The organism is Paenibacillus sp. W2I17, assembly GCF_030815985.1.
Taxonomy (GTDB): domain Bacteria; phylum Bacillota; class Bacilli; order Paenibacillales; family Paenibacillaceae; genus Paenibacillus.
In genome coordinates, this window is the sequence record NZ_JAUSXM010000001.1 from 6060227 (window position 1) to 6086627 (window position 26401).

Below are 26401 nucleotides of genomic sequence, written 5' to 3' on the forward strand. Positions count from 1 at the left end.
GATGGACCGTTACACACCGATATTTGTGAATACTTCAGGCAAGAAGTGCTGCGTGGTTGGTGGTGGACGTGTTGCCGAACGTAAAATTAAGGGATTGCTGCATGCCGAGGCACAGATTACGGTCATTAGTCCGGAGCTTACTCCCGTATTAAAACAACTGCATCATGAATCCCGAATTCAATGGATAGACCGGTCCTACCGCAATGGAGATTTGCGGGGGGCCTTTCTCGTATATGCAGCGACTGACCATTCAGAGGTCAATTCAACTGTGGTTCGGGATGCTGAGGCTGCGGGCATATTGGTGAATGACGCAATGTCTTCGGAGCACAGCAGCTTTATTACGCCAAGCGTGGTAAGGCGCGGGAGATTAAGTATAGCGATATCCACAGCAGGAGCGGGACCGGCAGCAGCTGCTGAGATACGTGCCACACTCGAACGACAGTTCGGTGATGAGTATGAGACGTACCTTGAGTTTTTGCACCAGATGAGGACCGAGGTGAAGTCACGCGTATCTTCTTCAAGTCTCAGAAGTACGTTGCTTCGGCAATTAACTGAAATGCACATATTAGAAGATATTCGTACAGGCCATTTTCGGTGGTGGACCGAAGAAGAAATCGGGGACTGGATATCCCGCAATCAGGAGGAAGTGTAGATATGCGTACAATTAAAGTTGGAAGTAGACAGAGCGCGCTTGCGCTAACCCAGACAGGCCATGTCATTCAGGATTTACGCGATATTTGTGAGCGGGAAGGATTAGCTTTTGACTTTGAAGTACATAAGATTGTTACCAAGGGAGATCTCATTCTGGATGTAACGTTGTCAAAAGTGGGAGGCAAAGGTTTGTTTGTGAAAGAGATTGAGCAAGCGATGCTTGATCGTACCATTGATATGGCTGTGCATAGTATGAAGGATATGCCTTCCGAGTTACCCGAAGGATTAATCAATGGTGCTATTCCCCGTCGTGCAGATCCACGGGATGCGCTGATCTCCAACGGTGGACTTACTCTGGATCAACTGCCAGAAGGAGCTAGAGTTGGAACAAGCAGTCTGCGCCGGTCGAGTCAATTAAAGGCCTATCGTCCAGATTTGCAATTGGAATCGATTCGAGGCAATATTGATTCCCGTCTGCGGAAGCTGGAGACCGAAGGATTCGATGCGATTATTCTGGCAGCTGCCGGATTGTACCGTATGGGCTGGGAAGACCGGATCACAGAGTACTTGACGGAAACAGCTTGCCTTCCTGCTGTGGGCCAGGGTGCACTTGGGATCGAATGTCGTGAAGACGATGAGGAACTGTTGCACTTACTGCAGCTGTATAACGATCCCGAGACAGCATTTCCTGTACAGGCGGAACGTCGTTTTCTCAGTGTATTAAATGGGGGCTGTCAGGTTCCGATCGGTGCTCATGCGGTGTGGGTGCCTCAGCAAGATGCAGATTCCCTGAATGGTGAAAACACGTTACAATTAACAGGTATGGTCGGCACGCCGGATGGTGGACTGATTCTTAAGGAAGCTATGATCGGCAAGGACCCGGTTCGTCTGGGTGAAGAAGTGGCGTGGAGATTGATCGAACGGGGAGCAGAGCAGATACTGGCAGAAGTTAGGGGATGAAGACATGGTGGGAAAGGTCTTTTTGGTAGGGGCAGGTCCCGGGGATGCAAAGCTGATTACGGTAAAAGGGTGGGAATCCATCGGTAAAGCCGATGCTGTAGTCTATGATCGTTTGGCAAGTCCGAGATTGTTGAAACAAATGAAACCCGGCGCAGTCAAGATTTACGTGGGCAAGCGCCCGGATCGGCATACGATGAAACAGGAAGAGATCAATCAACTGTTGGTTGATCTGGCGCTTGAAGGCAAGGTTGTGGTTCGGCTTAAGGGCGGCGATCCAACTATCTTTGGACGCGTGGGCGAAGAGGCGGGTTTGCTGCATAAAAACGGAATTCCGTTTGAAATTGTACCTGGGGTTACCGCTGCAATAAGTGTACCTGCGTATGCCGGAATTCCCGTCACTCACCGTGACTATGCATCTTCCATCTCTATTATTACGGGGCATGAGAGTCCGGACAAGCTTGATCGCAGTATCCATTGGGATAAAGTGACGAATGCAACGGGCACACTTGTATTTATGATGGGGGTTGCCAAAATTGGATATATCAGCGAACAATTGATTCGTCATGGTCGTCCAGCGCAAACACCGGTAGCTCTGATTCGTTGGGGAACACGAGCGGAACAGGATACCCTTACAGGTACCCTTGAAGATATAGAAGCGAAAGTGATTGCAGCCAATTTCCAACCGCCAGCTGTTATTGTGGTGGGGGATGTCGTCAATCAAAGGGAACAATTGAAATGGGCAGAAGCGCTGCCGTTGTTTGGCAAACGAATTCTGGTAACCCGTGCTCGCAGTCAGGCGAGTGAACTGGTGAATCGCATTGAGGAACTCGGCGGCGAACCGTATGAGTTTCCGGTTATTGAGACGGTCATGCCGTCCAGTGAATCTGCGCAGCAAAGTGTCAAAGACGCCTTCAGTGCTTTAAATACCTATGACTGGGTGTTTTTCACAAGTGTGAACGGCGTGGAGTTTTTCTTCCGCCATCTGGAACAGGAAGGCAAGGACATTCGCTCGATTCATCAAGCGAGAATTGCTGCCGTAGGACCTTCTACAGCAGACGCTTTACGCAAACATGGCATCGTTGCAGAGGTTGTCAAAGGTCCTTTCCAGGCCGAAGGCATGCTTGAGGCTTTTGAAAGTGAACTGAAGGAAGGTCAGAGAGTACTGCTTCCGCACGGTGATCTTGCACGTACGTGGTTGCGCGACCAGTTGAGAGAACGAGGACTTCATGTCACCGAAGCCATCACCTACGATACGATCCTCGCTGGTGAGGATGATGATGAACTGCTTAAGTTGCTTGAAGAAGGTGGCATTCATGCGGTGACCTTTACAAGTTCATCGACGGTTACCAACTTCATGAGTATGTTGAAACGTATGGGGTTGCAAGATCCGCTGCCTTTATTGAAAGATGTGGAGGTTGCGTGTATCGGACCTGTTACAGCGAGGACGGCAGAAGCCGCTGGACTTAAGGTTACACTGATGGCAGAGGAAGCAACGATGGATAGCTTGATCACAGTGCTATGCGACTGGAAACGGACAGGCACCAAAGAAGGCGCTCTTCGAAATTAATACACATGTAATCATGTCAACATATGAAGCGTGCTGAATTCGATAGGATACCAGCGCGCTTCCCTTTTTGCTCTATTTAACTTTCAGGGAGGTTTTACTCGTATGAGTTTTCCAATTGTACGGCATCGCCGTTTACGTCAATCCACAGGTATTCGTAATATGGTCAGAGAGACCCATCTAACCGTGGACGACTTTATTCAACCGATCTATGTGACGTATGGAGAAAATGTAAAGTCTGAAATTAAATCCATGCCTGGCGTATTCCGCTTCTCGCTGGATCGTCTTCAGGAGGAAGTAACGGAAATTGCCGAGCTGGGAATTCCAGCCGTGTTATTGTTTGGTATTCCCGAGACTAAGGACAGTGTGGGTTCATCTGGCTTCGCTGAAGATGGCATTGTGCAAGAAGCAACGAGATTGATCAAATCCTGGTATCCAGAACTGCTGGTTGTTGCTGACACTTGTCTGTGTGAATTCACGGATCACGGTCACTGCGGTATGGTACACACCGTGGAGATTGACGGTCACATCTGCGGAGATGTGTTAAATGACGAATCACTTGATCTGCTCGTGCAAACGGCAGTGTCTCAAGCCAAAGCAGGAGCGGACATTATTGCACCATCCAACATGATGGATGGATTTGTACAAGCGATCCGTGCCGGGCTGGATGAGAATGGATTCAGTCATATTCCGATTATGTCTTACTCTGTTAAATATGCATCCGCATTTTATGGTCCATTCCGTGAAGCCGCGGATTCCACACCACAATTCGGAGACCGCAAGTCGTATCAGATGGACCCGGCGAACGCGCGTGAAGCCTTGCGTGAAGCAGAGACGGATGTGCTCGAAGGAGCGGACATGTTGATGGTAAAACCATCCCTTTCCTATCTTGATGTCATGCGTACGATTAAGGATCAATTTGATCTTCCGCTTGTTGCCTATAATGTAAGTGGCGAGTATGCCATGGTGAAGGCGGCGGCGATTCAAGGCTGGATCGATGAGAAAAAAGTTGCTATGGAAATCCTGCTCAGCATGAAACGCGCAGGTGCAGATATGATCATTACCTACTACGGAAAAGACGCTTCACGCTGGCTGGCTGAGAAATAAAATAAATTACATTAAGGAGGATATTCATGACTGCACAACAAGGTAATCATCGCAAAGATGAGCGCTCACGCAGCGCGTTTGAGGAAGCGAAGCAGTACATACCCGGGGGTGTGAACAGCCCTGTACGCGCATTCAAATCGGTGGGACTTACTCCGATCTATGCAGAACGCGGCGAAGGGTCCAAAATCTACGATATTGATGGCAATGTTTTTATTGACTATGTAGGATCGTGGGGCCCACTCATTATGGGGCATGCACACCCTGACGTTGTAGAAGCTTTGCGTGAGACAGCTTTGAAAGGAACAAGCTTTGGTGCACCGACTTTGCTGGAGACCGAGATGGCAAAACTGGTCTGTGAGCGTGTACCTTCTATCGATATCGTGCGGATGGTTAATTCCGGTACGGAAGCAACGATGAGTGCCATTCGACTGGCACGCGGGGTAACCGGACGCAGTAAAATTCTGAAGTTTGAAGGATCATATCATGGACATGCCGACAGCTTGCTGATCAAGGCGGGTTCAGGTGTTGCAACACTGGGTCTACCGGATAGTCCAGGTGTACCTGAAGGTGTAGCTGTGAATACAATTACGGTACCTTACAACGATCTGGAGTCCGTTAAGCTTGCTTTTGAACGTTATGGTGAAGAACTGGCCGCTGTTATTGTGGAACCTGTGGCAGGTAACATGGGGGTTGTACCTCCGGCTTCCGGTTTCCTTGAAGGCCTGCGCAGTTTGACGACCCAATATGGCAGCCTGCTTATTTTTGATGAAGTCATGACTGGTTTCCGCGTAGGGTTGAACTGTGCTCAGGGACGGTATGGGGTTACACCTGACCTGACTTGTCTTGGTAAAGTTATCGGTGGCGGACTCCCGGTTGGTGCTTATGGTGGTCGTCGGGATCTGATGGAACAGATTGCTCCAACAGGACCGATCTATCAGGCGGGTACACTTAGTGGGAACCCGCTGGCTATGGCAGCAGGATATACCACGCTCAAATTGTTAACACCAGAGGTCTATGACCGTCTGGAGACATTGTCTGCACGTCTGCAAGCCGGATTCGAGAAAAATGCAGCTGAGACGGGTGTTGCCATAACTATTAACCGTGTGGGTTCCATGGTTTGTCCATTCTTCAGTGCTGTTCCAGTAACCAATTATGATATTGCCAAAGAAAGCAATCTGGATCAATTCCGTCGTTATTTTGCGGCCATGATTGATCAAGGTGTGAGTGTTGCGCCTTCGCAATACGAAGGCATGTTTGTCTCTGGTGTGCACACAGAGCAGGATATTGACGATACGATTGAGGCGAATCGTAAAGCTCTTCAATCGCTATGACCATCAAAAGTTGGAAACGCCGCGGGGAATGGCTTGAGCTGATGCCAGGGAAAGCCGTAACAAGCAGTTCGGACAAACCGATGGCTGCAGAGCAGTGGCTATTGTCTGAGCTGCAGTTTCCAGTGAAACTGCTCCGTCAGCTGAAAGAAAACCAAGGAATACAACTTGCAGGGGACCGGCTTCGGCTGGCCCTTTTTGCGTCCCAGCCAATCGATGTTGAGCCACGCTGGGCTGATGTGGATGTATTGTATGAGGATGATTTCTGTCTGGTTATGCACAAACCGGCAGGCATGAAACTGCATCCAGATGGAAGCCGTGCTGATCAGGCCATCACGCTGGATCATGTGGTTGCCTCTTATTATGAAATGAACGGAATACAGGCGAGCGTACGCCATGTTCATCGACTGGATGAGGATACAACCGGACCTGTCCTGTATGCCAAAAATGCTTTTGCCCTCGCCAAACTGGATGAAGCGATGCGTCGCAAAGAGATTGGCCGCCATTATGTAGCCATTGCAGGTGGACAAATCCCCCTTGAACTCCACAAAATTGATGCTCCGATTGGCAAGGACAGACATCACAAACAGCGCAGACGTGTCTCCGAAGGTGGACAGGAAGCTGTTACTCATGTGGAGATCGTCGAAGTATGGGAACGAGCAAGCCTTGTACGATTAAAGCTGGATACAGGACGAACACACCAAATTCGTGTACACCTGAGTTATGCTGGACACCCGCTTATTGGTGATGCGTTGTATGGAGGTAGAGCGGATGCCATTGGGCGACAAGCACTTCACGGAGAGGTGCTTAAGTTTAGTCATCCTTTAACCGGAGCGATGATTGAAGTGAACGACCCGTGGCCGTCCGATTTCACACAATTGGCAGAGCGTGAAAAGATGTATTCATAAATGATATAAAGCGAACTTTAACAGTTACACGAGAATGGAGAGGACAGAAATAACGTGAAGAAGCGGAGCGTTCGCCTAAAAGCTTTCTGAAAGAAAGCTGCTTCGGAAGCATAAGCTATCCCGGGATTTTCCCTTTGAAGGAGGGAATCAAAAAAATCTGGATAACAGTGATCGGAAGGTTATCCTGTCATCGAAGTGGCTAGGTGCAACATTCTCTATTTCGCTTTATATAACAAGGTTTTTCAAAAGGTGGCATGCTCCTCTCATTCAAGGCATATAGATGGGGTAACGAAGGATTTGGACCATGGATCAGTCCCATGAGAAGGATCATGGTGAACATATGCCGAAAGGAGGACGCCACCTTTGTTGAATCAACCTTATGGTTTGCGGTTCGATATTTATGAGCGCGTTCATTTGTCTGAGGGAGTCCCTGCGATTGAGGAATTGGAGGAGATTGAACTATACCCGCGTATTCAAGTCATAGGACAGGATGATCATGCCACGTTAAGAGGGCATCTTTTACTTACAGGTGCGTACAGAGGAGAAAATGAGGCTTCAGAGGAACTCAAACATTTCATTCCCGTGGAGATCACAGTGCCGCTGAACCGGGTCAGATCGATTGAGGATATTTCCATCGAGATCGAAAATTTTGACGTGGATCTGTTATCCAATCGCAGTCTGAACATTACAGGCGTGTTGTCGCTACGAGGCATCGAAGGTTTTCCTGTTGAAGAGCCACAAGTGTGGTCAGCAGATGAGTTTACAGTTGTCCACTCACCTGATGCTCAGCAATCCAACCGTTCCGATGAAGCAGCACAGACAGGCAGCGACCCCAACACATTTGCACAGGAGTACCTGCTCCAGCGGAGTGAGGAAGAGAGACTTGCGAATGCAGCAGAACTTGCCTATGGTGCTCCTGAATTCGCTGACCTGTCCACAAGGGAAGAGACATTAGGGAATAGCGAAGAATGGCAGCAGGAATATGCGAATTCGTCATTGGCCGAGCCACTTCAATCTGAGGAGCAAAGTGCGGAGTACGCTAACGAAAACAGACAACCTGATGCAAACGAAGATCCCGCATCTCTGACAGCGAATGCAGATGAATTGGCATCTCATGAGCAATACAGCGAACCTTCTCCGATCTCATCATTTATGGCTGAGACCGCTGATCGGTTAGCTTCTTACCCTGAGTCGGAACCATTGCTGCCTCTGGAAGACGAGTCTTCGGGTTGGTCCGAGCCTTCCGTGGATGTATTGCCTGCGAACTCGAGAAGTGCAGATCAAGAAGTCTCAGAGCCTATTGCTCAATCATCTAATGAGTTGGCAGCACCGGATGTACCGGACACACCAGAGGTATGGCACTTCGAATCAGCGAGATCTGTACCTCAGCAGGAGAATCAGGCAGTTGCCGATGTCCCGGGCGAATCACAGGCGGAGAACTGGCAAGGTGTATTTGCTTCGTCCGAATCAGGCAACGCTGAGGAAGACCGGCCGCCTTTTGAAGCGACTGGGGTAGACGAGTTCGTACAGAACGAAGCATTTGTTCCTGAACCTGTGGCTGAGACGGAAGACAAGCCGGAGCTGAAGGTTGCTTTTGGCAGCAAAAAAGAATCCGCACCACGGCAAGAAGAGGGCGTAGGTATCTCTTCCTTGTTATCCTCGGGCAGAGCCGGCACGCGATGCTGAAGTGGAGAGAGGCGATGAGGTTCCTGCGGGTGTGGTACAGGAAGAAACGTATCCAGCTGATGATGTGGAATGGAAGAACCTGTTCCTGGGAACGATCGTGGACCAGACCCCATTCCGCAAGGTGAAACTGTGCATCGTTCAGCGAGAAGATACACTGGATGCCATTGCAGATCGATATCAATTGAGCACGAGGGAACTTCAGTTGTATAACCGATTATCTGAGCAGGTTGTGGAAGAAGGTCAGATATTGTACATCCCTTAATCCGTAGTTAAAGCCTTCGTTACGACCCGTGATCCCCTTGAGGATTGCGGGTTTTTGCATGATTCGTCCTAAACCTGCATTCCAGCGCTCTTTATCCGCTGTTGTCAGGTTGACTATCGCGCACGAGCAAGGTATGATGTGTGTAGGTTTTTTGAAGAACAACGTGGAACGGGAGTAGTAGACAGTATGACCTTTCAGAGAGTGGAATTGCAGCGCTGTGAGATTCCGCAGGAACCAACTGATCGAAGTCGCCCGGGAGTTGCCTGTTTGAATACAAGGGATGAATGAGATTTATCGTCATTTATTTCTGAGGTAGGATGGGCCGGTAGCAGCCGTTATCTGCTTGAAGTGTCACGTCATGTACAGAGGGTGAAGTCTATCTTGCTGTAGGCGTGAAACAAAGGTGGTACCGCGAAAGCTAACCTTTCGTCCTTTGATGGATGAAAGGTTTTTTTGTTTTTTTTGGCGAAGATGATGAAGTAACGGAGGAATGACACATGTCTGAGGAAAAAAAATCAGCTGCAACAGAAATGCCGACTACTTACGATCCTAAGGCGGCAGAGGATAAATGGTACTCCACTTGGATGGAACGTGGATATTTCAAAGCCGGTCAACGTAAAGATGCCGAGCCGTATACGATTGTAATTCCACCCCCAAATGTGACCGGGATGCTGCACATTGGGCATGCGCTTGATTTTACACTGCAGGATATTTTGATCCGCACCAAACGGATGCAAGGTTATGACGCACTGTGGCTTCCGGGTTCCGACCATGCAGGTATTGCTACCCAAACCAAAGTGGAGCAGAAGCTGCGTGAAGAAGGTCTGACTCGTTATGATCTGGGACGTGAGAAGTTTCTGGAGAAAGTATGGGACTGGAAAGATCAATATGCCACTACCATTCGTCAACAATGGGGCAAAATGGGATTGTCGCTTGATTACTCACGTGAACGTTTTACGCTGGATGAAGGTCTGTCCCAAGCGGTTCGCAAAGTATTTGTTCAACTGTATGAAAAAGGTCTTATTTACCGAGGCAAACGCATCATTAACTGGGACCCGGTGAACCGGACAGCTCTGTCCGACATTGAGGTTGAATATAAAGAGGTTCAGGGTCACTTGTACCATCTGCGTTACCCGCTCAAAGACGGAAGTGGCTACGTTACAGTGGCAACAACGCGTCCTGAAACGATGCTGGGTGATACAGCGGTTGCTGTACATCCGAAGGATGAGCGTTATGCAGATATGATTGGTAAAGTACTTGTACTGCCTATCATTGGACGCGAAATTCCAATTATCGCTGATGATTATGTGGATAAAGAGTTTGGAAGTGGTGCAGTTAAAATCACGCCTGCGCATGATCCAAATGACTTTGAAGTAGGTCTTCGTCATGATCTTCCTCAGATTACGGTAATGGATGAGAGCGGCACAATGAATGCTGAGGCTGGCAAGTATCAGGGACTGGATCGCAGTGATTGCCGCAAGCAGATTGTTGCTGACTTGAAAGAGCAGGGCGTATTGATCAATATCGAGGATCACACGCATCAGGTTGGACACAGTGAACGTACCGGAGCTGTTGTTGAGCCGTATCTGTCTACACAGTGGTTCGTTGAGATGAAGCCACTTGCAGAGAGAGCGATTAAAAAACAACAGAGCGGCGAAGGGGTTAATTTTGTTCCAGATCGTTTTGAGAAAACGTATCTGAACTGGATTGAAAACGTTCGTGACTGGTGTATTTCTCGTCAACTGTGGTGGGGACATCGTATTCCTGCCTGGTATGATGAGGAAACGGGTGAAATCATCGTATCTGCTGAAGATCCAACAACGCTGCCAGAGAATGCTGGTCGCAAGCTCAGACAGGACGAAGACGTACTCGATACTTGGTTTAGCTCCGGTTTATGGCCATTCTCCACATTGGGCTGGCCGGAGGATACGGAAGACCTGAAACGTTATTATCCGACAAGTGTACTTGTGACAGGGTATGACATCATATATTTCTGGGTTGCACGTATGATTTTCACTGCATTGGAATTCACCGATGAGATTCCGTTCAAGGATGTACTGATGCATGGTCTTGTCCGTGATGCAGATGGACGCAAAATGTCCAAATCACTGGGCAACGGTGTAGATCCGCTGGATGTGATTGAGAAATACGGCGCAGACGCAATGCGTTACATGATCTCAACTAGCAGCACGCCAGGTCAGGATCTGCGTTTCCGTTGGGAACGGGTGGAGCAGGCTCGTAATTTTGCCAACAAGATCTGGAATGCTTCGCGCTTTGCATTGATGAATCTGGAAGGATTCACCTATGAGGAACGTGACATCAGCGGAGAGCTTGGTACAGCGGATTATTGGATTTTGCATCGTCTGAACGAAACTTCCCGCGATATTACGCGTCTAATCGAAGCGTATGAATTTGGGGAAACGGGTCGTGTGTTGTATAACTTTATCTGGGATGACCTGTGTGACTGGTACATTGAGTTTGCTAAACTGTCCTTCTATGGGGAAGATCCGGTTGCCAAGAAGAAAACACAATCCGTGCTTGCTTATGTGCTGGATCAGACCATGCGCCTGATTCATCCGTTTATGCCATACATCTCCGAAGAGATCTGGCAGCATCTGCCACATGAAGGTGAGACCATTACGCTGGCATCATGGCCGGTATATGATCCTGCTCTTGAGAACCCAGAGGCTGTTGCCGAGATGAACCTGCTCATGGATACCATTCGTGCAGTTCGAAATATTCGTGCAGAAGTGAACGTGCCGATGAGCAAAAAGATCGAGTTGATGGTCAAAGCAAATAGTGCTGAGACGTCCAGCATCATTGCGCGTAACAGTCACTACATCAAACGTTTCTGTAATACGTCCGAGTTCGATAGTGGGCTGGATTTAAACTCACCGGATAAGGCAATGACTGCGATCATTACGGGGGCAGAACTATACTTGCCGCTCGCAGGTCTTATTGATATCGAGCAGGAAGTGGCTCGTTTGGAGAAAGAGTTGGAGAACCTTGAGGGCGAAGTTCTCCGTGTAGAGAAAAAGCTGGCGAACGAAGGCTTTGTTGCCAAAGCTCCTGCCAAAGTTATTGAGGAAGAACGCGCCAAGCAAGCAGATTATTCCGATAAACGGGATAAAGTGATTGCACGAATCAAGGAGCTTAAAGGTTAATATATTTGGGTCGGATGGAGAGCCATTATGCCATCCGGCCGCTTTTTTCACTCAAACTCGGGACCGAAGGTGAATTAGATGACGGAATTAGACGGGACAGATGCAGCAGCTCCTTTACTTACGTATAACGAGGCCGTGGACTGGATCAATGGCCTTATTCCTTTTGGCATCCGACCTGGATTGGAACGAATCGAGAGTCTGATGTCCATGTTAGGCAACCCACACCAACGTCTCAAATTTATTCATGTCGCGGGAACGAACGGCAAAGGTTCGACTTGCGCTTTTTTGACGTCAGTGCTTCTTCAGGCTGGATATGATGTGGGTACCTTTACGTCGCCTTATATCACCAAGTTTACAAACCGTTTTCAATACAACGGTGAGGATATTCCTGAAGAAATCCTGCTGAAGCTCTCGAACCGATTGCATCCACTGGTCGTGGAAATGGCCTCCACTCCGCTTGGATCACCCACGATGTTTGAGGTGTCCACGGCTCTCGCGCTTCTGTACTATGCAGAGGAGTGTTACCCTGACGTTGTGGTATGGGAGACGGGGCTAGGGAGGAAGGATGGACGTAACGAATATTGTCGCACCTGTTGTGTCCGTCATCACCAACATTGGTATGGATCATACGGATGTGCTTGGAGATACGATTGAGCAGATTGCTGGAGAAAAGGCAGGTATTATCAAGCCGGGAGTACCCGTTGTGACTTGCGCGACTCAACCCGAAGCTGTGAAGGTGATTCAGGAGAAAGCACAGCAGCTTCAATCAAGCGTGTATTTGGCTGGAGATCAATTCTCTTATCATAGACTGGACAGCAATGAGAACGGACAATCTTTTCATTTTACAGGCCCGTTTCGTGATCTGGACGTTCGCATACGCATGCAGGGCTCACATCAATGTGACAATGCAGCGGCCGCACTTATGGTGCTTGAATTGCTTAGACAATACATGGCATTTATGCTGGATGACAACGATATTGCACTTGGACTGGAGAATGCTTTCTGGGCAGGAAGATTCGAAAAAGTCGTCGATGAACCCCGAATTGTGCTTGATGGAGCACATAATCCGGAAGGTGCAGAGTCACTGGCCAAGAGCATTATGGATGTCTATCCGCACAACAAGTTAATTTTGATGATGGGTATGTTGGCAAATAAGCATCACGAAGCGTATTTGCAGCATATACTGCCACTAGTGGATACGCTGATCCTGACCGAGCCAGATTTCCGACGCAAAATGGATGCAGCCGAATTGCTGCAGATTGTCGAACGGGTACGTCCCGCCATTGCGAAGAAGGAACTGGAAATCATCGTCGAGCCCGAATGGGCAAAGGCACTTGATCTATTGAAGTCACGGACGGAAGCGGAAGATCTGGGGGTGGTCTCCGGCACACTGTACCTGATTGCGGATGTGCGGGCAGCCCTTTTGCATCAAACCGATTCTGAAAAAGGTTGGTGAAAGTTTTGTTAAATACATCGGAACACGTTCATTTTATAGGGATTGGCGGATATGGCATGAGTGCCATCGCAAGAGTTATGTTGGAAATGGGATACACCGTTACCGGATCGGATGTCGCTTCACAGGAGTTGACCGAGAAGTTGGCAGCCAAGGGAGCGAAAATATATATCGGACATACAGCAGAGCACGTCACTGGAGCAGATCTTGTTGTCTACTCTACGGCAGCGCCTGCTGATAATGTGGAACGGGTAGCAGCTGCAGAGCTGAACATTCCGATTCTGCATCGTTCCCAGATGCTTGCACGTTTGTTGAATGAACGTAAAGGTGTGGCTGTGGCGGGAGCTCACGGTAAAACTACCACCTCATCCATGATTGCACTTGTTATGGATAAATGTGATACGGACCCGACATATATCATTGGCGGAGAAATCATGAATGTGGGCACCAACGCCAAGGCAGGCCAGGGAGACTGGGTAGTCGCTGAGGCGGACGAGAGCGATGGTTCATTTTTGCAGTACCATCCATGGCTCGGTATTGTAACCAATATTGAGGCAGATCATCTGGAGAATTACAACAGTGATTTTGAGGAGCTCAAAAAGGCTTATGTGCAGTTCTTGAGCCAGATTCGTCCGGAAGGAACAGCGATTGTGTGTTCTGACGACGAGAATGTTCAAGCGATTTTGCCAGAACTCAAGTCACGGATTACAACCTATGGTATTGATCGTGCTGCAGATTATACGGCAACGGATATTGTATTGGGCGATCGCCGTATCTCCTTTACGATGAATCATCAGGGTGCTGCTATGGGCATGGTGGAATTATCAGTGCCGGGTAAGCATAACGTTTATAATGCGATGGCTACTGTGATTACCTGTCTGGAAGCAGGTATCCCATTTGAGAAGATTGTGGCAGCTATCATCCAGTTCCACGGAGCCAAACGCAGATTCCAGGTATTGGGCGAGGCGCGTGATATGCTGATCATCGATGATTATGCTCATCACCCGACTGAGATTGAAGCTACCATTAGTGCCGCCAAAGCAACGGGCAAACGTATTATTGCGGTATTCCAGCCACAGCGTTATACGCGTACGTTCTTCCTGCTGGATGCGTTCAGTCGTGCTTTCGCGGAAGCGGATGAGGTGCTTATTACGGATATCTATTCTCCTGCGGGCGAAAAACAGATCGAAGGGGTAACCTCAGCCAGACTGGTTGAACTGATCGTTCAAAACAGTAATGCTTCTGCACGTTACCTCCCTACAAAAGAAGAAGTTGTCGCTGATCTGCAGCATCGTCTGCAGCCAGGAGATCTTGTGATTACGATGGGTGCAGGTGATATTTGGAAAGTCGGCGATACACTTGCCAAAGGTTTGAAATAGATCAATTGAGAAATCGCCTGTCTTCGATACGAAGCAGGCGTTTTTTGCGTTATATGGAATGTATTCCCCAGTCTCTGCATATAGCTTATATAAATGGGACAAAGGAGAGGGTACGGGTGAGCAATGCTAGAATGACGTTTCGCTTCGGGGATCATGAGTCGGACAAGCCTGAAAACAAGAGGATATCCGCGTCCAGTCCATTGGTGACGTTAAGTGAAGAATTACCGCATAATCAACCGCTAACGCCTAAGCAGATGGATACAACCCCATCATGGACGCCTGAGGATATCCCCGGAGACTGGGGAGAGACGGTGCTGACAAGCTCTACTGTACCTGAACCTGACGAGCGGGTGAGCCATGATTCGAACTTGAACTTGGATGAGGCCCATTATTTTGGGAACCGTACCGCTTACGGTTATGTTAATCACACCGATAATCCGGAGGAAGAGCGTCGTGATCTGTCCAATACCCATGATGATCAAGGCCACGACTGGCTTGCAGATTCGGAGAACTATTCCTATAAACGCAATCGCCCTCCAAGGGGATGGAAAATGATTGGTTCTGTCACTGGGGCACTTGTTACCGGAGCGCTTTTCGGCATGGTTATTCTTTCATTTTTCAATAAAGAAGGAGCCGTCAAGCCAGGCGACCTTCTTCCCGTCAATCAGGCAGTTTCCACTGTGACGGGTCAGGAGGGGGCTGCAGGTACAGAACAGCAGGTTCAGACAGCGGCGACTGGCAGCACGTATTATGCACTTCAATACGGCGTGTTCAGTTCTCCAGAACGAGCTGAGCAGGCCAAGCTTGAGCTGGCTCAGGCAGGTATAGCCGCAGGTTCTGATCCTGAAGATGGCAATCGAGTATATGCAGGCATTTCGGCTGATCGTGAAGAGGCCAAGCTACTTAGCTCCAGGTTAAAAGCCCAGGGAGTTGAACTGTACGTCAAGGAGATCGTGAACCCTGAGGTCAATCCGGCTATATTCGGTGGCAAGCAAGAGGATGTGCAGCTTTTCTTCACAAACAGTTCTGCGCTGGTTGAACAATTATCTACCTTGTCCATTCAGCAGCTGGGACAGTCTGCTCCGGCAGCAGTCTCTACGGAAACGATGACCGCAATTCAGAATAAGCACGAGTCATGGCTGACGGGATTGAATAGTCTTACACCTGGCCTGACCGCAGATGTACAACCTATTATTGGTGGAATGGAGAAATCAATGAACAGTGCAATTACGGCTATCGCGGAGTACAACAAAAACCCGGATGATGTGCACATGTGGTCCGTGCAGTCCGATCTGATGGAATATGTACTGCAGCAGAAAAAATGGCTCGAAGCGATAAAGCAGTAACATGCTCTTTCCCATAACAACGCTTGGAAATACCCATCCGGCAAGGAACTGGAAATAGTTCCCCTTGCCGGATTTGTGTTTGTATTGACGTACAAAACCCCGTATAATAATGTGGGTGTCAAAAAATGGCGAGGGAAGATTACCGATGAAAAAAAACTTCGGCATGTTATTGCTGTTTCTGCTGCTTGGCTGGATGGCCGGAGCGTGGATCGCCAAGGCACTGCAGCCTGTAAAGGCAGTAGCCTTTCTTACGAAAGCCACGACCATACGTTGGTCGCCGCAGGCTGATCTGGATATTATCAGTTATGATATTTCACTTCAATTTCAAATGAGCCTTCTGAGTCTGATCGGTATGATTGCCGCTGTGTGGCTGTATCGCAGACTGTAGGAGAATGACGAGTTATGACGAAAAAAATTAAACCAGTGACATCTATTATCGTGATCCGGACAGGATGTTGCCGTGGCATAAGGAGCCGTTCATTTTGGATAACACACAACAGCGCCCTATTATTCTGGCCTCCACTTCGCCTCGGCGCAAAGAACTGATCGCATCACTCCACCTAGCGTTTGATGTAATACCAAGTCATGCCAATGAAGATACACCACCAGAGTGGACACCTGAACAGACGGTACAGGAGCTTGCTTTGCGCAAGGCGCTTGCCGTGTATCGCGGGCTTGAAGGCCGCGAGCAGGAAGCCATTATTGTTGGTAGTGACACCGTTGTTGTTCTGGATGGTGAGATTCTAGGCAAACCTGTAGACGAAGCGGATGCTGAACGTATGTTATCCCGGCTGCAGGGCCGCGTACATCGGGTGTTTACGGGTGTCGCTTGTATTGATGCGGGCAATGGACAGTCGTTAGTTCATTATCGCCAGACCGATGTAACGATGAAAGAGCTGTCGGATGCGACCATCCGTGCTTATGTGCAGACAGGTGAGCCTTTAGACAAGGCAGGATCATATGCCATTCAGGGCATTGGTGCTTCACTGATCGACCGCATTGAAGGATGTTATTTTAATGTGGTTGGCTTGCCGCTATCCTTGCTAAGTGATATGTTGGACGGGTTCGGCGTACATGTGTTGCCACGAACATGAATGAAGCCAAATGTTGTGAAATGAAAAGAGGGAACATATGGAGTCGCCTCAATACATGATGCGCGACATCCCCCAGGAAGAACGCCCGAGAGAACGCATGATGGAATACGGGGCGGGCGCCCTAAGCCATGCTGAATTGCTGGCAATTTTACTTCGAACAGGCACAAGACAGGAATCCGCGGTGCATATGGCACAGCGGATTCTGGCCGAAGCGGGTGGCATTCGCTCGTTGATGGATTTGAGTCTGGAAGAACTGACCGCGATGAAAGGGATCGGCAATGCCAAGGCTGTGCAATTGAAAGCTGGCATTGAGCTGGGTCATCGGATTGCCAAGAGCAGACTCACACAGTCGACTTCAATTCGTACACCCCGTGATGCAGCTGATATCCTGATCGAACAATTGCGTTACTTGCAAAAAGAACATTTTGTGTGTCTCTTTCTGAATAGCAAAAATCATATTATTGCCCAGGAAACACTCTCCATGGGCAGCCTTAACGCTTCGATTGTACATCCACGTGAAGTGTTCCGGGCTGCCATCAAATGCAGCAGCGCATCGATTGTGTGCGCACACAACCATCCGAGTGGTGATCCTACGCCCAGTCCGGAGGATATCCAAATAACCAAGAGACTGATTGAAGCAGGCGCTATTGTTGGCATTGACGTGCTTGATCATATTATTATCGGAGATGGAACGTACGTAAGTTTGAAGGAGAAGGGCTTAGTATAATATAATGGTTGGCGTTGATGTTTTCCTATGAATGTTAACGGCGTTGTCCGTAAAAGATAGGTTCACTTTACAAATGAAAAAAAACAAATGCGAATATTAGCTCCACGTGTTGCGTGGGAATGAAATTATTACGCTCTGGATCAGAATGGAGCGGCTATATGAGGCAGAAAAGGAGATTATGTTATGTTTGGTGGTTTTACGAAAGATTTGGGTATTGACTTGGGGACAGCAAATACGTTGGTTTATGTACGAGGAAAAGGAATTGTGGTGCGAGAACCTTCGGTTGTCGCTATACGGACAGATACAAATAGCATCGAGGCAGTAGGTGAAGCCGCCAAAAAAATGATTGGACGTACACCAGGTAACATTCGTGCCATTCGTCCAATGAAAGATGGCGTTATTGCCGATTTTGATACAACAGCAACGATGATCAAATATTTCATCCGTGAGGCGCAAAAACAACGCTCCATGTTCCAGCGTCATCCAAACGTGATGGTATGTGTACCATCCGGGATCACGGCAGTAGAACAACGTGCGGTTGAAGATGCAACCAAACAGGCTGGAGCACGTGAAGCCTATACGATTGAAGAGCCTTTTGCTGCTGCAATCGGTGCAGATCTGCCTGTATGGGAACCAACGGGTAGTATGGTTGTAGATATCGGGGGCGGTACAACGGAAGTGGCTGTTATCTCTCTTGGTGGTATTGTAACGAGCCGTTCGGTTCGTGTAGCAGGTGACGAGATGGATGAATCCGTTATCCAGTACATCAAACGCCAATACAATCTGATGATCGGTGAGCGTACATCGGAGCAATTGAAGATGGACATCGGATCAGCTATGCCATTGGAACAAGTAGAAACGATGGAAATTCGTGGACGTGACCTTGTAACAGGTCTGCCGAAGACAATTACGATTACTTCGGACGAGATCAGTGAAGCGCTGGCTGATACCGTGAATGCAATTGTTGAAGCGGTAAAAGTAACACTGGAAAAATGCCCGCCTGAACTTGCTGCCGATATCATGGATCGGGGTATCGTTCTTACAGGTGGTGGGGCTTTGCTTCGCAACCTGGACAAGCTTCTCGCTGGTGAGACAGGAATGCCTGTCATTGTGGCTGAGAACCCGCTGGATTGTGTAGCAATCGGAACAGGTAAAGCGCTAGAGAATATTCATTTGTTCAAAAGCAGAAGCAGTTCGGCAGTTCGTTCCAAACGTTAATTGGTATTTGCCTAACTTGGCATAGCGACCAAGTGGCAAGATATCTTTATAGAGGACCCGGTTAACCCCGGGGATGAGCTATTACCCGCTTAACAGGGGAGGATCGGCTGATATTCTCGCAGGGACTACAGGTCTGACAGTCTCCCCGCCGGGCATGGCTCGGAAGAGAATATGGATGTTAGAGGGTGTTCGAACTGTTTAAACTGCTAGGCAACAAAAGACTTTTTGTTTTGCTGGTGGGCCTTGTTACATTTATCGCGTTAATGGGCTTTACGCTCAGTCCGCGAACCACTCTATCCTGGCCGGAGAAATTCCTGAAGGATTCAGTTGGATTTGTACAATACGTATTTTACAAGCCCGCTTCCTATGTAGCGGGCTTTTTCAAAGATGTAGCGAACATGCGTACGGTATATGATGAGAATGAAGAGCTTCGCATCGCGATGGGTCACTATACCCGGGATCGGCTGAAGTACAATGATATGGAGCAAGTGAATGAGCAACTTCAGAAAGCGCTCAATTTCACAGAAGAACAGAAGAATCGCTATAATTACGGTTCACGAATTGCTCAGGTTATCAGTGCTAATTCGGATCCAAATAGCAGAACCATTAACATTGATATCGGTGAAAATGCGGGAATCAAGCCGGGGATGGCCGTTACCTCCCAGGAAGGGCTGGTCGGCGTGATCAGTCATGTCAGCTCATATACATCAACGGTTAATCTGTTAACGTCCATGGACGCCAATGATCCGACATCCAATGCCATTGCAGCAACGGCAGTAGGTAAGGAGAAAGTGTTTGGTATGATTGAGAGCTACGATCCGAAGACGGGCATGCTCAAGATGACCAAAATCTCGGAGGATTCAAACATCAAAAAGGATGATGAGATCATCTCTTCGGGGATCATCAATAACTTTCCCAAGTATATGCGGATTGGTGAAGTGGAAAAGGTTGAAGTTGGGGAGTACGGTTTAACGCGGACTGCGATTATCAAACCATACGCAAGCTTCCTTGATTGGAAAGAACTGATTGTCATTATCCCGCCTGAGGTAAAAGAATAATGGTAACGCGCAAGCAAGTTTTGTTCCTGTTACTATTCGTTTTGTTCATTGCGGAAGGCACAATTTTGCCGCTGCTCATCCCTTCTGGCTGGCAGATGCGTATTTCTGCCAATCTGGTCTATATCGTAATTTTGTTTATCGCTGTATATCATCATCGACACACGGCACTAGTACTCGGTATATTTTTTGGACTATTGCATGACGTTGTATTCTACGGCGAGATGATTGGACCTTATGGATTCTCAATGGGATTATCGGCATATATGATGGGACTCATTTTTCAAGCACCGCGTGCACCACTGCCGGTTATGGTATCGGTTGTCATCTTGGGAAGTCTGCTTAATGACACCATGCTATTTTTCCTGTACAAGCTCTTCCAACTTAACCACGTGACCTTTGACTGGGCGTTGATTGAATACATGATTCCTAATTTGTTCATTCATTTTGTGTTTGCCTTGATCATTTATGTCCCGCTTCGGAAACAACTGGAGCGGATCGGCAAGAGACGGAGCAAGACAGAAGAAGCTTCCTAAATACATTTATGGAGCGCAAAGCAGGAACTTGGGGCCCCGGGCACGAAATGTAATGAGATGGGAGGGACAGGCTTATGACGGTAAAATCGAATCACGTAACGATTAAAGGCATCCGAGACGGCCTGGTTTTCCTGTTGGACGATCAATGTGAATTCGAGGAATTGCTCTATGAGCTCCGCTATAAGCTGGAACACAGCCATCAAAATATTTTGACCGGACCGATTGTTCATGTGGATATCAAGTTGGGTGCCCGCGAAGTGACAGAGGACCAGAAAGAATCAATCCTCGATATATTGAAGCAAAAAGGGAATCTGCTTATTCGATCCATCGACTCACCTGCACTCCAACCGGAGGTTAAAGGACCGCCGCCGATTGTAACCATGTGTGGTATGGTGCGTTCAGGTCAGGTGCTTCATCATGAAGGAAATCTCCTGTTTCTTGGGGATATCAATCCGGGGGGCACAGTGACGTGTACCGGAGATATATATGTGTTGGGTTCACTCAGAGGTATGGCTCATGCCGGAATTGGCGGGGACGAGGAAGCGATCATTGCCGCTTCGGTATTTGCACCGACGCAGCTACGGATTGCGGATATCATCAGTCGTCCTCCCGATGAATGGGAGAGCCGAGAGACCGGAATGGAATTTGCTTACTTACAGGACAATCAGATGCAGATAGACAAAATGAGCAATATCGTTCGGTTACGCCGAGATTTTAATGTGTTTAAAGGAGTGTAGCTCATGGGAGAGGCGATCGTGATCACTTCGGGTAAAGGCGGCGTGGGTAAAACAACCACCTCGGCAAACATCGGGACAGCGCTGGCGTTGCTCGGCAAAAAGGTTTGTCTGGTAGATACCGATATCGGCCTTCGTAATTTGGATGTCGTGATGGGACTCGAAAACCGTATTATTTACGATCTGTGCGACGTTGCAGACGGCCGCTGCCGTCTGAATCAGGCTTTGGTCAAAGACAAGCGTTTCGAAGAATTATACATGTTGCCTGCTGCGCAGACGAGAGACAAAAACTCAGTATCGCCAGAACAGGTCAAGGATATTATCCTTGAATTGAAAAAAGATTTTGAATACGTCATTATTGATTGCCCAGCCGGCATAGAGCAGGGTTTCAAAAATGCGGTAGCAGGAGCAGATCAGGCCATCGTGGTCACTACACCGGAAAATGCTGCAGTGCGTGATGCGGATCGTGTCATCGGCCTGCTGGAGAGTTCACACATTCAATCACCAAAGCTGGTGGTGAATCGAATTCGCAATAATATGGTTAAATCGGGTGACATGTTAGATATCGATGGTATTTTACAAGTACTTAATATTGACCTGATTGGCATCGTGCCTGATGATGAACTGGTCATCAAAGCTGCCAATTCAGGAGAACCTACGGTCATGAATCCGGATTCACTTGCGGCGATTGCCTATCGAAATATCGCACGACGCATTCTGGGAGATACGGTCCCATTGATGCAGCTGGAGCAGAAAAAGGGCGCTTTTACTCGTTTCAAAAAGTTCTTCGGAATGGGTTAACTCGTTAAACGAACTTATTCATAAAGCAATTACATGACAGCCGTGGCTCATAGCCCGGCTTTTTTTGTTACCTGCTGGCAGGCTTGTTCATATTATCATGCGCCTCTTCATAGGATGTAGTAAACAAGCCTCGGCGGGAGGACATTCCATGAACACGAAACTCAGAATCAAGCAGAGACGAGAAGAACGCATCCGGCGACTGATGGATGGTGCCACTGTGGAGGTCTTACAGGAGCAGAAATTAGGTTCACTGTTGGACAAGAATGAGATCATACACACAAAACCATTTACGCCTAGTGAGGGGATACAGGAAAGAGATCCGGAATGGTTGTGGAAAAAAGAGAATGGTCATTTCGTTCCAGGGGGGCATTCGAGATTCAACCTGTTCAAGTCACTTCTCAAACGGATGGTCATTAGCGCTTTGATATTTGGCGGAGTATGGGGTCTGTTTCAGTTGGATACATCGTGGACGACATCACCCAAAACAGTAATTGCGGATGCACTCCATCGGGATATGGATTTTGCCTCAGCAGCGGCTTGGTATGAACGGCATTTTGGAGGAACGCCTTCATTTCTTCCGGTCCTTGGACATACGACGGATGCCGTGAACGGATTGAAAGTAAGGCAGTTACTGGGCAAACCGATCTCAGGCACAGTGGTTCAGCCATTCGCGCTGAGCATGAAGGGAATTGAGATCGTTCCGGATGCCGCAGGTGCAGAACTTATACAGGTCGCAAGTTCTGATGCTGGGCGTGTCATGGAGGTTATCGGCGATGCAGCAAGTGGATTCACAGTTGTCATCCAGCATACAGGCAATGTGACGGCAATATACGGTCGGCTGAACGAAAGTGAAGTGAGCGTGAATGATTGGGTGGAAGCGGGGAATCCAGTGGGGAGTCTCAAGGCTACGGGTGGTGAACAACCGGCCACGCTCTATTTTGCAGTCAAAGAGGGGGAGGAGTACGTAGACCCGGCGGAAGTTGTTGCCCTTGATTAGGGTGTGGGGAGTCCGTATTACGTTTCATCCGTTTTTTGTAATTATCATGATGGCCTCCCTTCTGACTGGACATTTTATTGAACTTATTACGTTGTTTGCCATCGTATTCATTCATGAATGTGGACATGCTGCTGCGGCGGCACTTCTGGGCTATCGTGTCTTGTCGATCCAGATGCTTCCTTTTGGAGGAGTAGCGGTTATCGAAGATGGAGGTACGATCACGGCCTACCGGGAAATCATGATTGCTCTAGCTGGTCCATTACAAAACATCCTGATGGTTGGTGTAGTTTTGCTGTTGCAGTATGGCAATCTGAGCGATCCGGTTTTTCTCAACTATATCATTCAGGGGAACCTGCTCATTGCTCTATTTAATCTGCTGCCTGTACTTCCTCTGGACGGAGGTAAAATTGTTCAGGCACTTGTCAGTCTGTGGGCACCCTACTATACAACATTAATGTGGACTTACAGAATTAGCATTCTGTGTAGCGTAGGGGTTATTTTATATGCTATCAGCCGATGGTTTACTGGAGACTACGGCCTACCGCTCAACATTCTGTTAATCGGCCTTTTTTTGTTCTATTCCAACGTAACGGATTACCGAAATGTGCCCTATCGCTTCATCCGTTTTCTGATGAATCGGGAAGGCGCGTTCGCTCGTCACGCGGCTACTGGCAGTTTGGCGCAGCCAATAATCTCATTTCCGGCGAAACCTTTGGACACTATTTTGCGTCTATTAAAGAGAGAAAGATATCATATGGTATACGTGATGAACAGACAGGGGCGAATTATGGCCGTCTTGCCTGAGCAACGGATAATCGGTTCCTATTTTCAACAAAATGGTGATAAATTGTAGTGTTCTGGTGAACCTGTTCTGAAATGGGTTAATACATGTACAATGAGAATTGAAAAGATACTGAAATGGATGTGGATGAATTGAATTGTCTTCTAGAGGTGAAGCCATGAAACAAATGATAGTACATAATGAACATAACCTCATGCAAATGGCGCTTCTGGAAGAAGGCAAAGCTGTGGAATTTACGGCAGAGCGTACACGCGAGCGTGGACTGCTGGGTTCCTTTTTCAAGGGACGGGTCGTGAATGTGTTACCAGGTATGCAAGCTGCTTTTGTGGATATTGGTCAGAAAAAGAATGCTTTTCTCTATGTGGACGATGTGTTGCATCCCCATCTGGAGAAACAGCCCAAGGTGAAGCCTTCCATCTCGGAGTTGCTTCGTCCGGGTCAGGAAGTCATTGTTCAGGTGCTGAAAGAACCGGTAGGAGGCAAAGGAGCCCGGGTGACGACTCATTATTCACTCCCGGGCCGTTGGCTTGTCTACATGCCTGTTGCTGACTATGTAGCCGTATCCAAGAAAATTGCCCGTGAAGGGGACCGATCCCGTCTTAAGGCACTTGGGGAGCAACTGAGGCGAGATGAAGAAGGACTTATTATTCGGACCGTATCTGGAGAAGAGCAACATGAAGCCATTAAGTCGGACTTGGAAACATTACGCGCACAGTGGTATCTGATTCGTGAAAAAGCGGACAGTTTGCCTTCACCAAGCCTCTTGCATCGGGATCATAGCATGGTACAGCGAATCATCAGAGATGTGTATACGCCAGGGAGTGACGAAGTCATCACTGATAGTGAAGGACAAGCCCGTGAGGTAAAAGCATTGCTGGAAGAGATTAGTCCTGGTCATCAACCCAAAGTACAGGTGTATCGGGGAACAGAATCCATCTTTGCTGCCTATGGTGTGCAGGAACAGTTGAATAAGGATTTTGCCCGGAAAGTGTGGTTGCCCGGAGGCGGATACATTGTCATTGATCATACCGAAGCTCTGACGGTAGTGGATGTGAACACAGGCAAATATACGGGAGCTGGCGGTGACAGTCTGGAAGAGACCGTGACAGAGACCAACATACAGGCAGCAGTGGAGATTGCCCGTCTAATGCGCCTACGAGATATCGGTGGCATGATTATTGTCGACTTCATTGATATGGAGGAAGACTCGAATCGGCATGAAGTCGCGGCAACCTTGGAGGGTGAGCTCAAGAAGGATCGGACCAAAGCGTTTGTAATGGGTTGGACCAAACTGGGCTTGCTCGAACTTACCCGTAAGAAAGTGCGGGAAGAAAGTACGCTGCCCTATGTGGAGCCGTGTTCTTCCTGCCATGGTACGGGAAAAAGATATATTTCACCTTTGCATTGATTTTTGATATATTGCGTGATATAATCTTCAAGTATGTGTTTAGCCTAATGGTCTTGCACATGCTGTAACCGCACTGGCCTGGTATAAGAACAGTTCCGCAAGGACACTGTCACCTGAGAACGGGCGAGTCTGAGACATGAGGAGGTGCAAGGCAAATGTACGCAATTATTGAAACAGGCGGCAAACAGTACAAAGTCCAAGAGGGCGATGTTCTGTTCATCGAGAAATTAACTGCGAACGATGGCGAAAGCGTAACGTTCGACCGTGTCCTGGCTGTATCTAACGATCAAGGTTTGACAGCAGGTACACCATTGATTTCCGGAGCTACTGTAACGGCTAAAGTGGAGAAACATGGCAAAGGACAAAAGGTTATCGTATACAAATACAAACCTAAAAAGAACTACCATGTGAAGCAAGGTCACCGTCAACCGTACACTAAAGTAACTATCGAAACAATCAAAGCGTAAAGAAGGTGCGATAAGTGATTATCGTTCAAATCTTTCGTGATGAGGACGGGAACATCGAACGTTTTTCCATCGAAGGGCATGCTAATTTTGCCAAGCGGGGAGAAGACATCGTATGTGCCGGGGTATCCGCTGTTACAGTGGGTACGGTGAACTCGATTGAAACATTGACCGGTGTCGAAATGGATGCCAAGATGAAGAATGGCTTTTTAAGCGGTTCTTTACCTTTGTTAGAGAGAGGGGAAACCTGGTCCCAGGTACAATTGTTACTCGAATCCATGGTGGTTATGCTCTCTAATATTGCAGAGTCATACGGGAAGTATATTAAAATACAGCAATTCAAATAAGCAAAGAAGGAGGACAACCAATCATGTTGAAATTAAATCTTCAGTTATTCGCATCGAAAAAAGGTGTAGGTTCCACGAAGAACGGACGTGACAGTAATGCTCAACGTCTGGGTGTTAAACGTGCTGATGGTCAAACTGTAACTGGTGGTAGCATTCTCGTTCGCCAACGCGGAACGAAAATTCACCCTGGAACTAACGTTGGCATCGGTAAAGATGACACTTTGTTCGCGAAAATCGACGGCGTTGTAAAATTCGAACGTTGGGGACGCGATCGCAAAAAAGTAAGCATCTATCCTGTTAATGTTGCTCCTGTAGCAGCAGCAGTAGAAGCGTAATATCGGCATTCCGCCTAAGGAGCCTTCGGCATTTTTGCCGAAGGTTTTTTGTATTCAACGGTTATTCGATAATGA

General features: G+C 48.1%; 25 protein-coding genes, 1 pseudogene and 2 other annotated features. All 26 genes and pseudogenes read left to right on the forward strand.

All coding sequences use genetic code 11. The features are described 5' to 3' along the window. Position 1 precedes the first annotated feature (1 nt). The 26 genes and pseudogenes from QF041_RS27085 (at position 2) to rpmA (ending at position 26326) form a co-directional block, all read left to right on the forward strand. Positions 2–652 (forward strand): precorrin-2 dehydrogenase/sirohydrochlorin ferrochelatase family protein, encoded by a 651-nt coding sequence (locus QF041_RS27085; protein ID WP_127548251.1) that lies wholly within the window; start codon positions 2–4, stop codon positions 650–652. A 2-nt stretch (positions 653–654) separates the two neighbouring features. Then, positions 655–1611 (forward strand): hydroxymethylbilane synthase, encoded by a 957-nt coding sequence (hemC, locus tag QF041_RS27090; RefSeq protein WP_036605896.1) that lies wholly within the window; start codon positions 655–657, stop codon positions 1609–1611. A 4-nt stretch (positions 1612–1615) separates the two neighbouring features. Beyond that, positions 1616–3178, forward strand: a complete 1563-nt coding sequence (gene cobA / locus QF041_RS27095; RefSeq protein ID WP_307416332.1) for a uroporphyrinogen-III C-methyltransferase — start codon at positions 1616–1618, stop codon at positions 3176–3178. Positions 3179–3280: 102 nt separating this feature from the next. Further along, complete coding sequence (gene hemB, locus QF041_RS27100; protein ID WP_017692601.1) at positions 3281–4282, forward strand: porphobilinogen synthase; 1002 nt, start codon at positions 3281–3283, stop codon at positions 4280–4282. A 26-nt stretch (positions 4283–4308) separates the two neighbouring features. Beyond that, entirely contained in the window at positions 4309–5613 is a 1305-nt protein-coding gene (gene hemL, locus QF041_RS27105) for a glutamate-1-semialdehyde 2,1-aminomutase (protein ID WP_307416333.1), read from the forward strand. Then, positions 5610–6518, forward strand: coding sequence for an RluA family pseudouridine synthase (locus QF041_RS27110; protein WP_307416334.1), 909 nt, complete (start codon positions 5610–5612; stop codon positions 6516–6518). The genes hemL and QF041_RS27110 overlap by 4 nt, the downstream gene beginning before the upstream one ends. 363 nt (positions 6519–6881) lie before the next feature. After that, entirely contained in the window at positions 6882–8204 is a 1323-nt protein-coding gene (locus QF041_RS27115) for a hypothetical protein (protein WP_307416335.1), read from the forward strand. 31 nt (positions 8205–8235) lie between these two features. Next, complete coding sequence (locus QF041_RS27120; protein WP_307416336.1) at positions 8236–8466, forward strand: LysM peptidoglycan-binding domain-containing protein; 231 nt, start codon at positions 8236–8238, stop codon at positions 8464–8466. A gap of 155 nt (positions 8467–8621) precedes the next feature. After that, positions 8622–8903: a binding site (T-box leader), on the forward strand. Positions 8904–8963: 60 nt separating this feature from the next. Then, complete coding sequence (locus tag QF041_RS27125; protein WP_307416337.1) at positions 8964–11630, forward strand: valine--tRNA ligase; 2667 nt, start codon at positions 8964–8966, stop codon at positions 11628–11630. A 78-nt stretch (positions 11631–11708) separates the two neighbouring features. Beyond that, positions 11709–13086 (forward strand): annotated as a pseudogene (locus QF041_RS27130) (bifunctional folylpolyglutamate synthase/dihydrofolate synthase). A gap of 56 nt (positions 13087–13142) precedes the next feature. After that, complete coding sequence (gene murC / locus QF041_RS27135) at positions 13143–14462, forward strand: UDP-N-acetylmuramate--L-alanine ligase (RefSeq protein ID WP_307417063.1); 1320 nt, start codon at positions 13143–13145, stop codon at positions 14460–14462. Between the two features lie 116 nt (positions 14463–14578). Further along, positions 14579–15808, forward strand: coding sequence for an SPOR domain-containing protein (locus QF041_RS27140; protein WP_307416338.1), 1230 nt, complete (start codon positions 14579–14581; stop codon positions 15806–15808). Between the two features lie 145 nt (positions 15809–15953). Continuing rightward, on the forward strand, positions 15954–16196 hold the full coding sequence (locus QF041_RS27145) for a DUF4321 domain-containing protein (RefSeq protein WP_047841183.1): 243 nt from the start codon (positions 15954–15956) through the stop codon (positions 16194–16196). Between the two features lie 94 nt (positions 16197–16290). Further along, positions 16291–16902: a Maf family protein gene (locus QF041_RS27150; protein WP_373461366.1), complete on the forward strand. Its 612-nt coding sequence runs from the start codon at positions 16291–16293 to the stop codon at positions 16900–16902. Between the two features lie 37 nt (positions 16903–16939). After that, positions 16940–17629 (forward strand): RadC family protein, encoded by a 690-nt coding sequence (gene radC, locus QF041_RS27155; RefSeq protein ID WP_076216949.1) that lies wholly within the window; start codon positions 16940–16942, stop codon positions 17627–17629. A gap of 183 nt (positions 17630–17812) precedes the next feature. After that, positions 17813–18847, forward strand: coding sequence for a rod shape-determining protein (locus QF041_RS27160; protein WP_017692612.1), 1035 nt, complete (start codon positions 17813–17815; stop codon positions 18845–18847). Positions 18848–19032: 185 nt separating this feature from the next. Continuing rightward, positions 19033–19905: a rod shape-determining protein MreC gene (gene mreC / locus QF041_RS27165; protein WP_307416340.1), complete on the forward strand. Its 873-nt coding sequence runs from the start codon at positions 19033–19035 to the stop codon at positions 19903–19905. Next, a complete protein-coding gene (gene mreD / locus QF041_RS27170; protein WP_036605906.1) occupies positions 19905–20438 on the forward strand; it encodes a rod shape-determining protein MreD in 534 nt (177 codons plus the stop codon). The genes mreC and mreD overlap by 1 nt, the downstream gene beginning before the upstream one ends. 74 nt (positions 20439–20512) lie before the next feature. Next, on the forward strand, positions 20513–21175 hold the full coding sequence (gene minC, locus QF041_RS27175; protein WP_307416341.1) for a septum site-determining protein MinC: 663 nt from the start codon (positions 20513–20515) through the stop codon (positions 21173–21175). 3 nt (positions 21176–21178) lie between these two features. Then, complete coding sequence (gene minD, locus QF041_RS27180) at positions 21179–21973, forward strand: septum site-determining protein MinD (RefSeq protein ID WP_053783092.1); 795 nt, start codon at positions 21179–21181, stop codon at positions 21971–21973. A gap of 148 nt (positions 21974–22121) precedes the next feature. Continuing rightward, on the forward strand, positions 22122–22970 hold the full coding sequence (locus QF041_RS27185; protein WP_307416342.1) for a M23 family metallopeptidase: 849 nt from the start codon (positions 22122–22124) through the stop codon (positions 22968–22970). Then, positions 22963–23823 carry a M50 family metallopeptidase gene (locus QF041_RS27190; protein WP_307416343.1) on the forward strand — a complete coding sequence of 287 codons (861 nt, stop codon included), beginning with the start codon at positions 22963–22965 and terminating at the stop codon, positions 23821–23823. The genes QF041_RS27185 and QF041_RS27190 overlap by 8 nt, the downstream gene beginning before the upstream one ends. A gap of 106 nt (positions 23824–23929) precedes the next feature. Further along, entirely contained in the window at positions 23930–25180 is a 1251-nt protein-coding gene (locus tag QF041_RS27195; RefSeq protein WP_307416344.1) for an Rne/Rng family ribonuclease, read from the forward strand. A gap of 56 nt (positions 25181–25236) precedes the next feature. Next, positions 25237–25321 (forward strand) — a sequence feature (ribosomal protein L21 leader region). Positions 25322–25335: 14 nt separating this feature from the next. Then, positions 25336–25647, forward strand: a complete 312-nt coding sequence (gene rplU, locus QF041_RS27200; protein WP_017692620.1) for a 50S ribosomal protein L21 — start codon at positions 25336–25338, stop codon at positions 25645–25647. A 14-nt stretch (positions 25648–25661) separates the two neighbouring features. Continuing rightward, positions 25662–25991 carry a ribosomal-processing cysteine protease Prp gene (locus tag QF041_RS27205; RefSeq protein ID WP_036605912.1) on the forward strand — a complete coding sequence of 110 codons (330 nt, stop codon included), beginning with the start codon at positions 25662–25664 and terminating at the stop codon, positions 25989–25991. Positions 25992–26014: 23 nt separating this feature from the next. Beyond that, complete coding sequence (rpmA, locus tag QF041_RS27210) at positions 26015–26326, forward strand: 50S ribosomal protein L27 (RefSeq protein WP_017692622.1); 312 nt, start codon at positions 26015–26017, stop codon at positions 26324–26326. Positions 26327–26401: the final 75 nt, after the last annotated feature.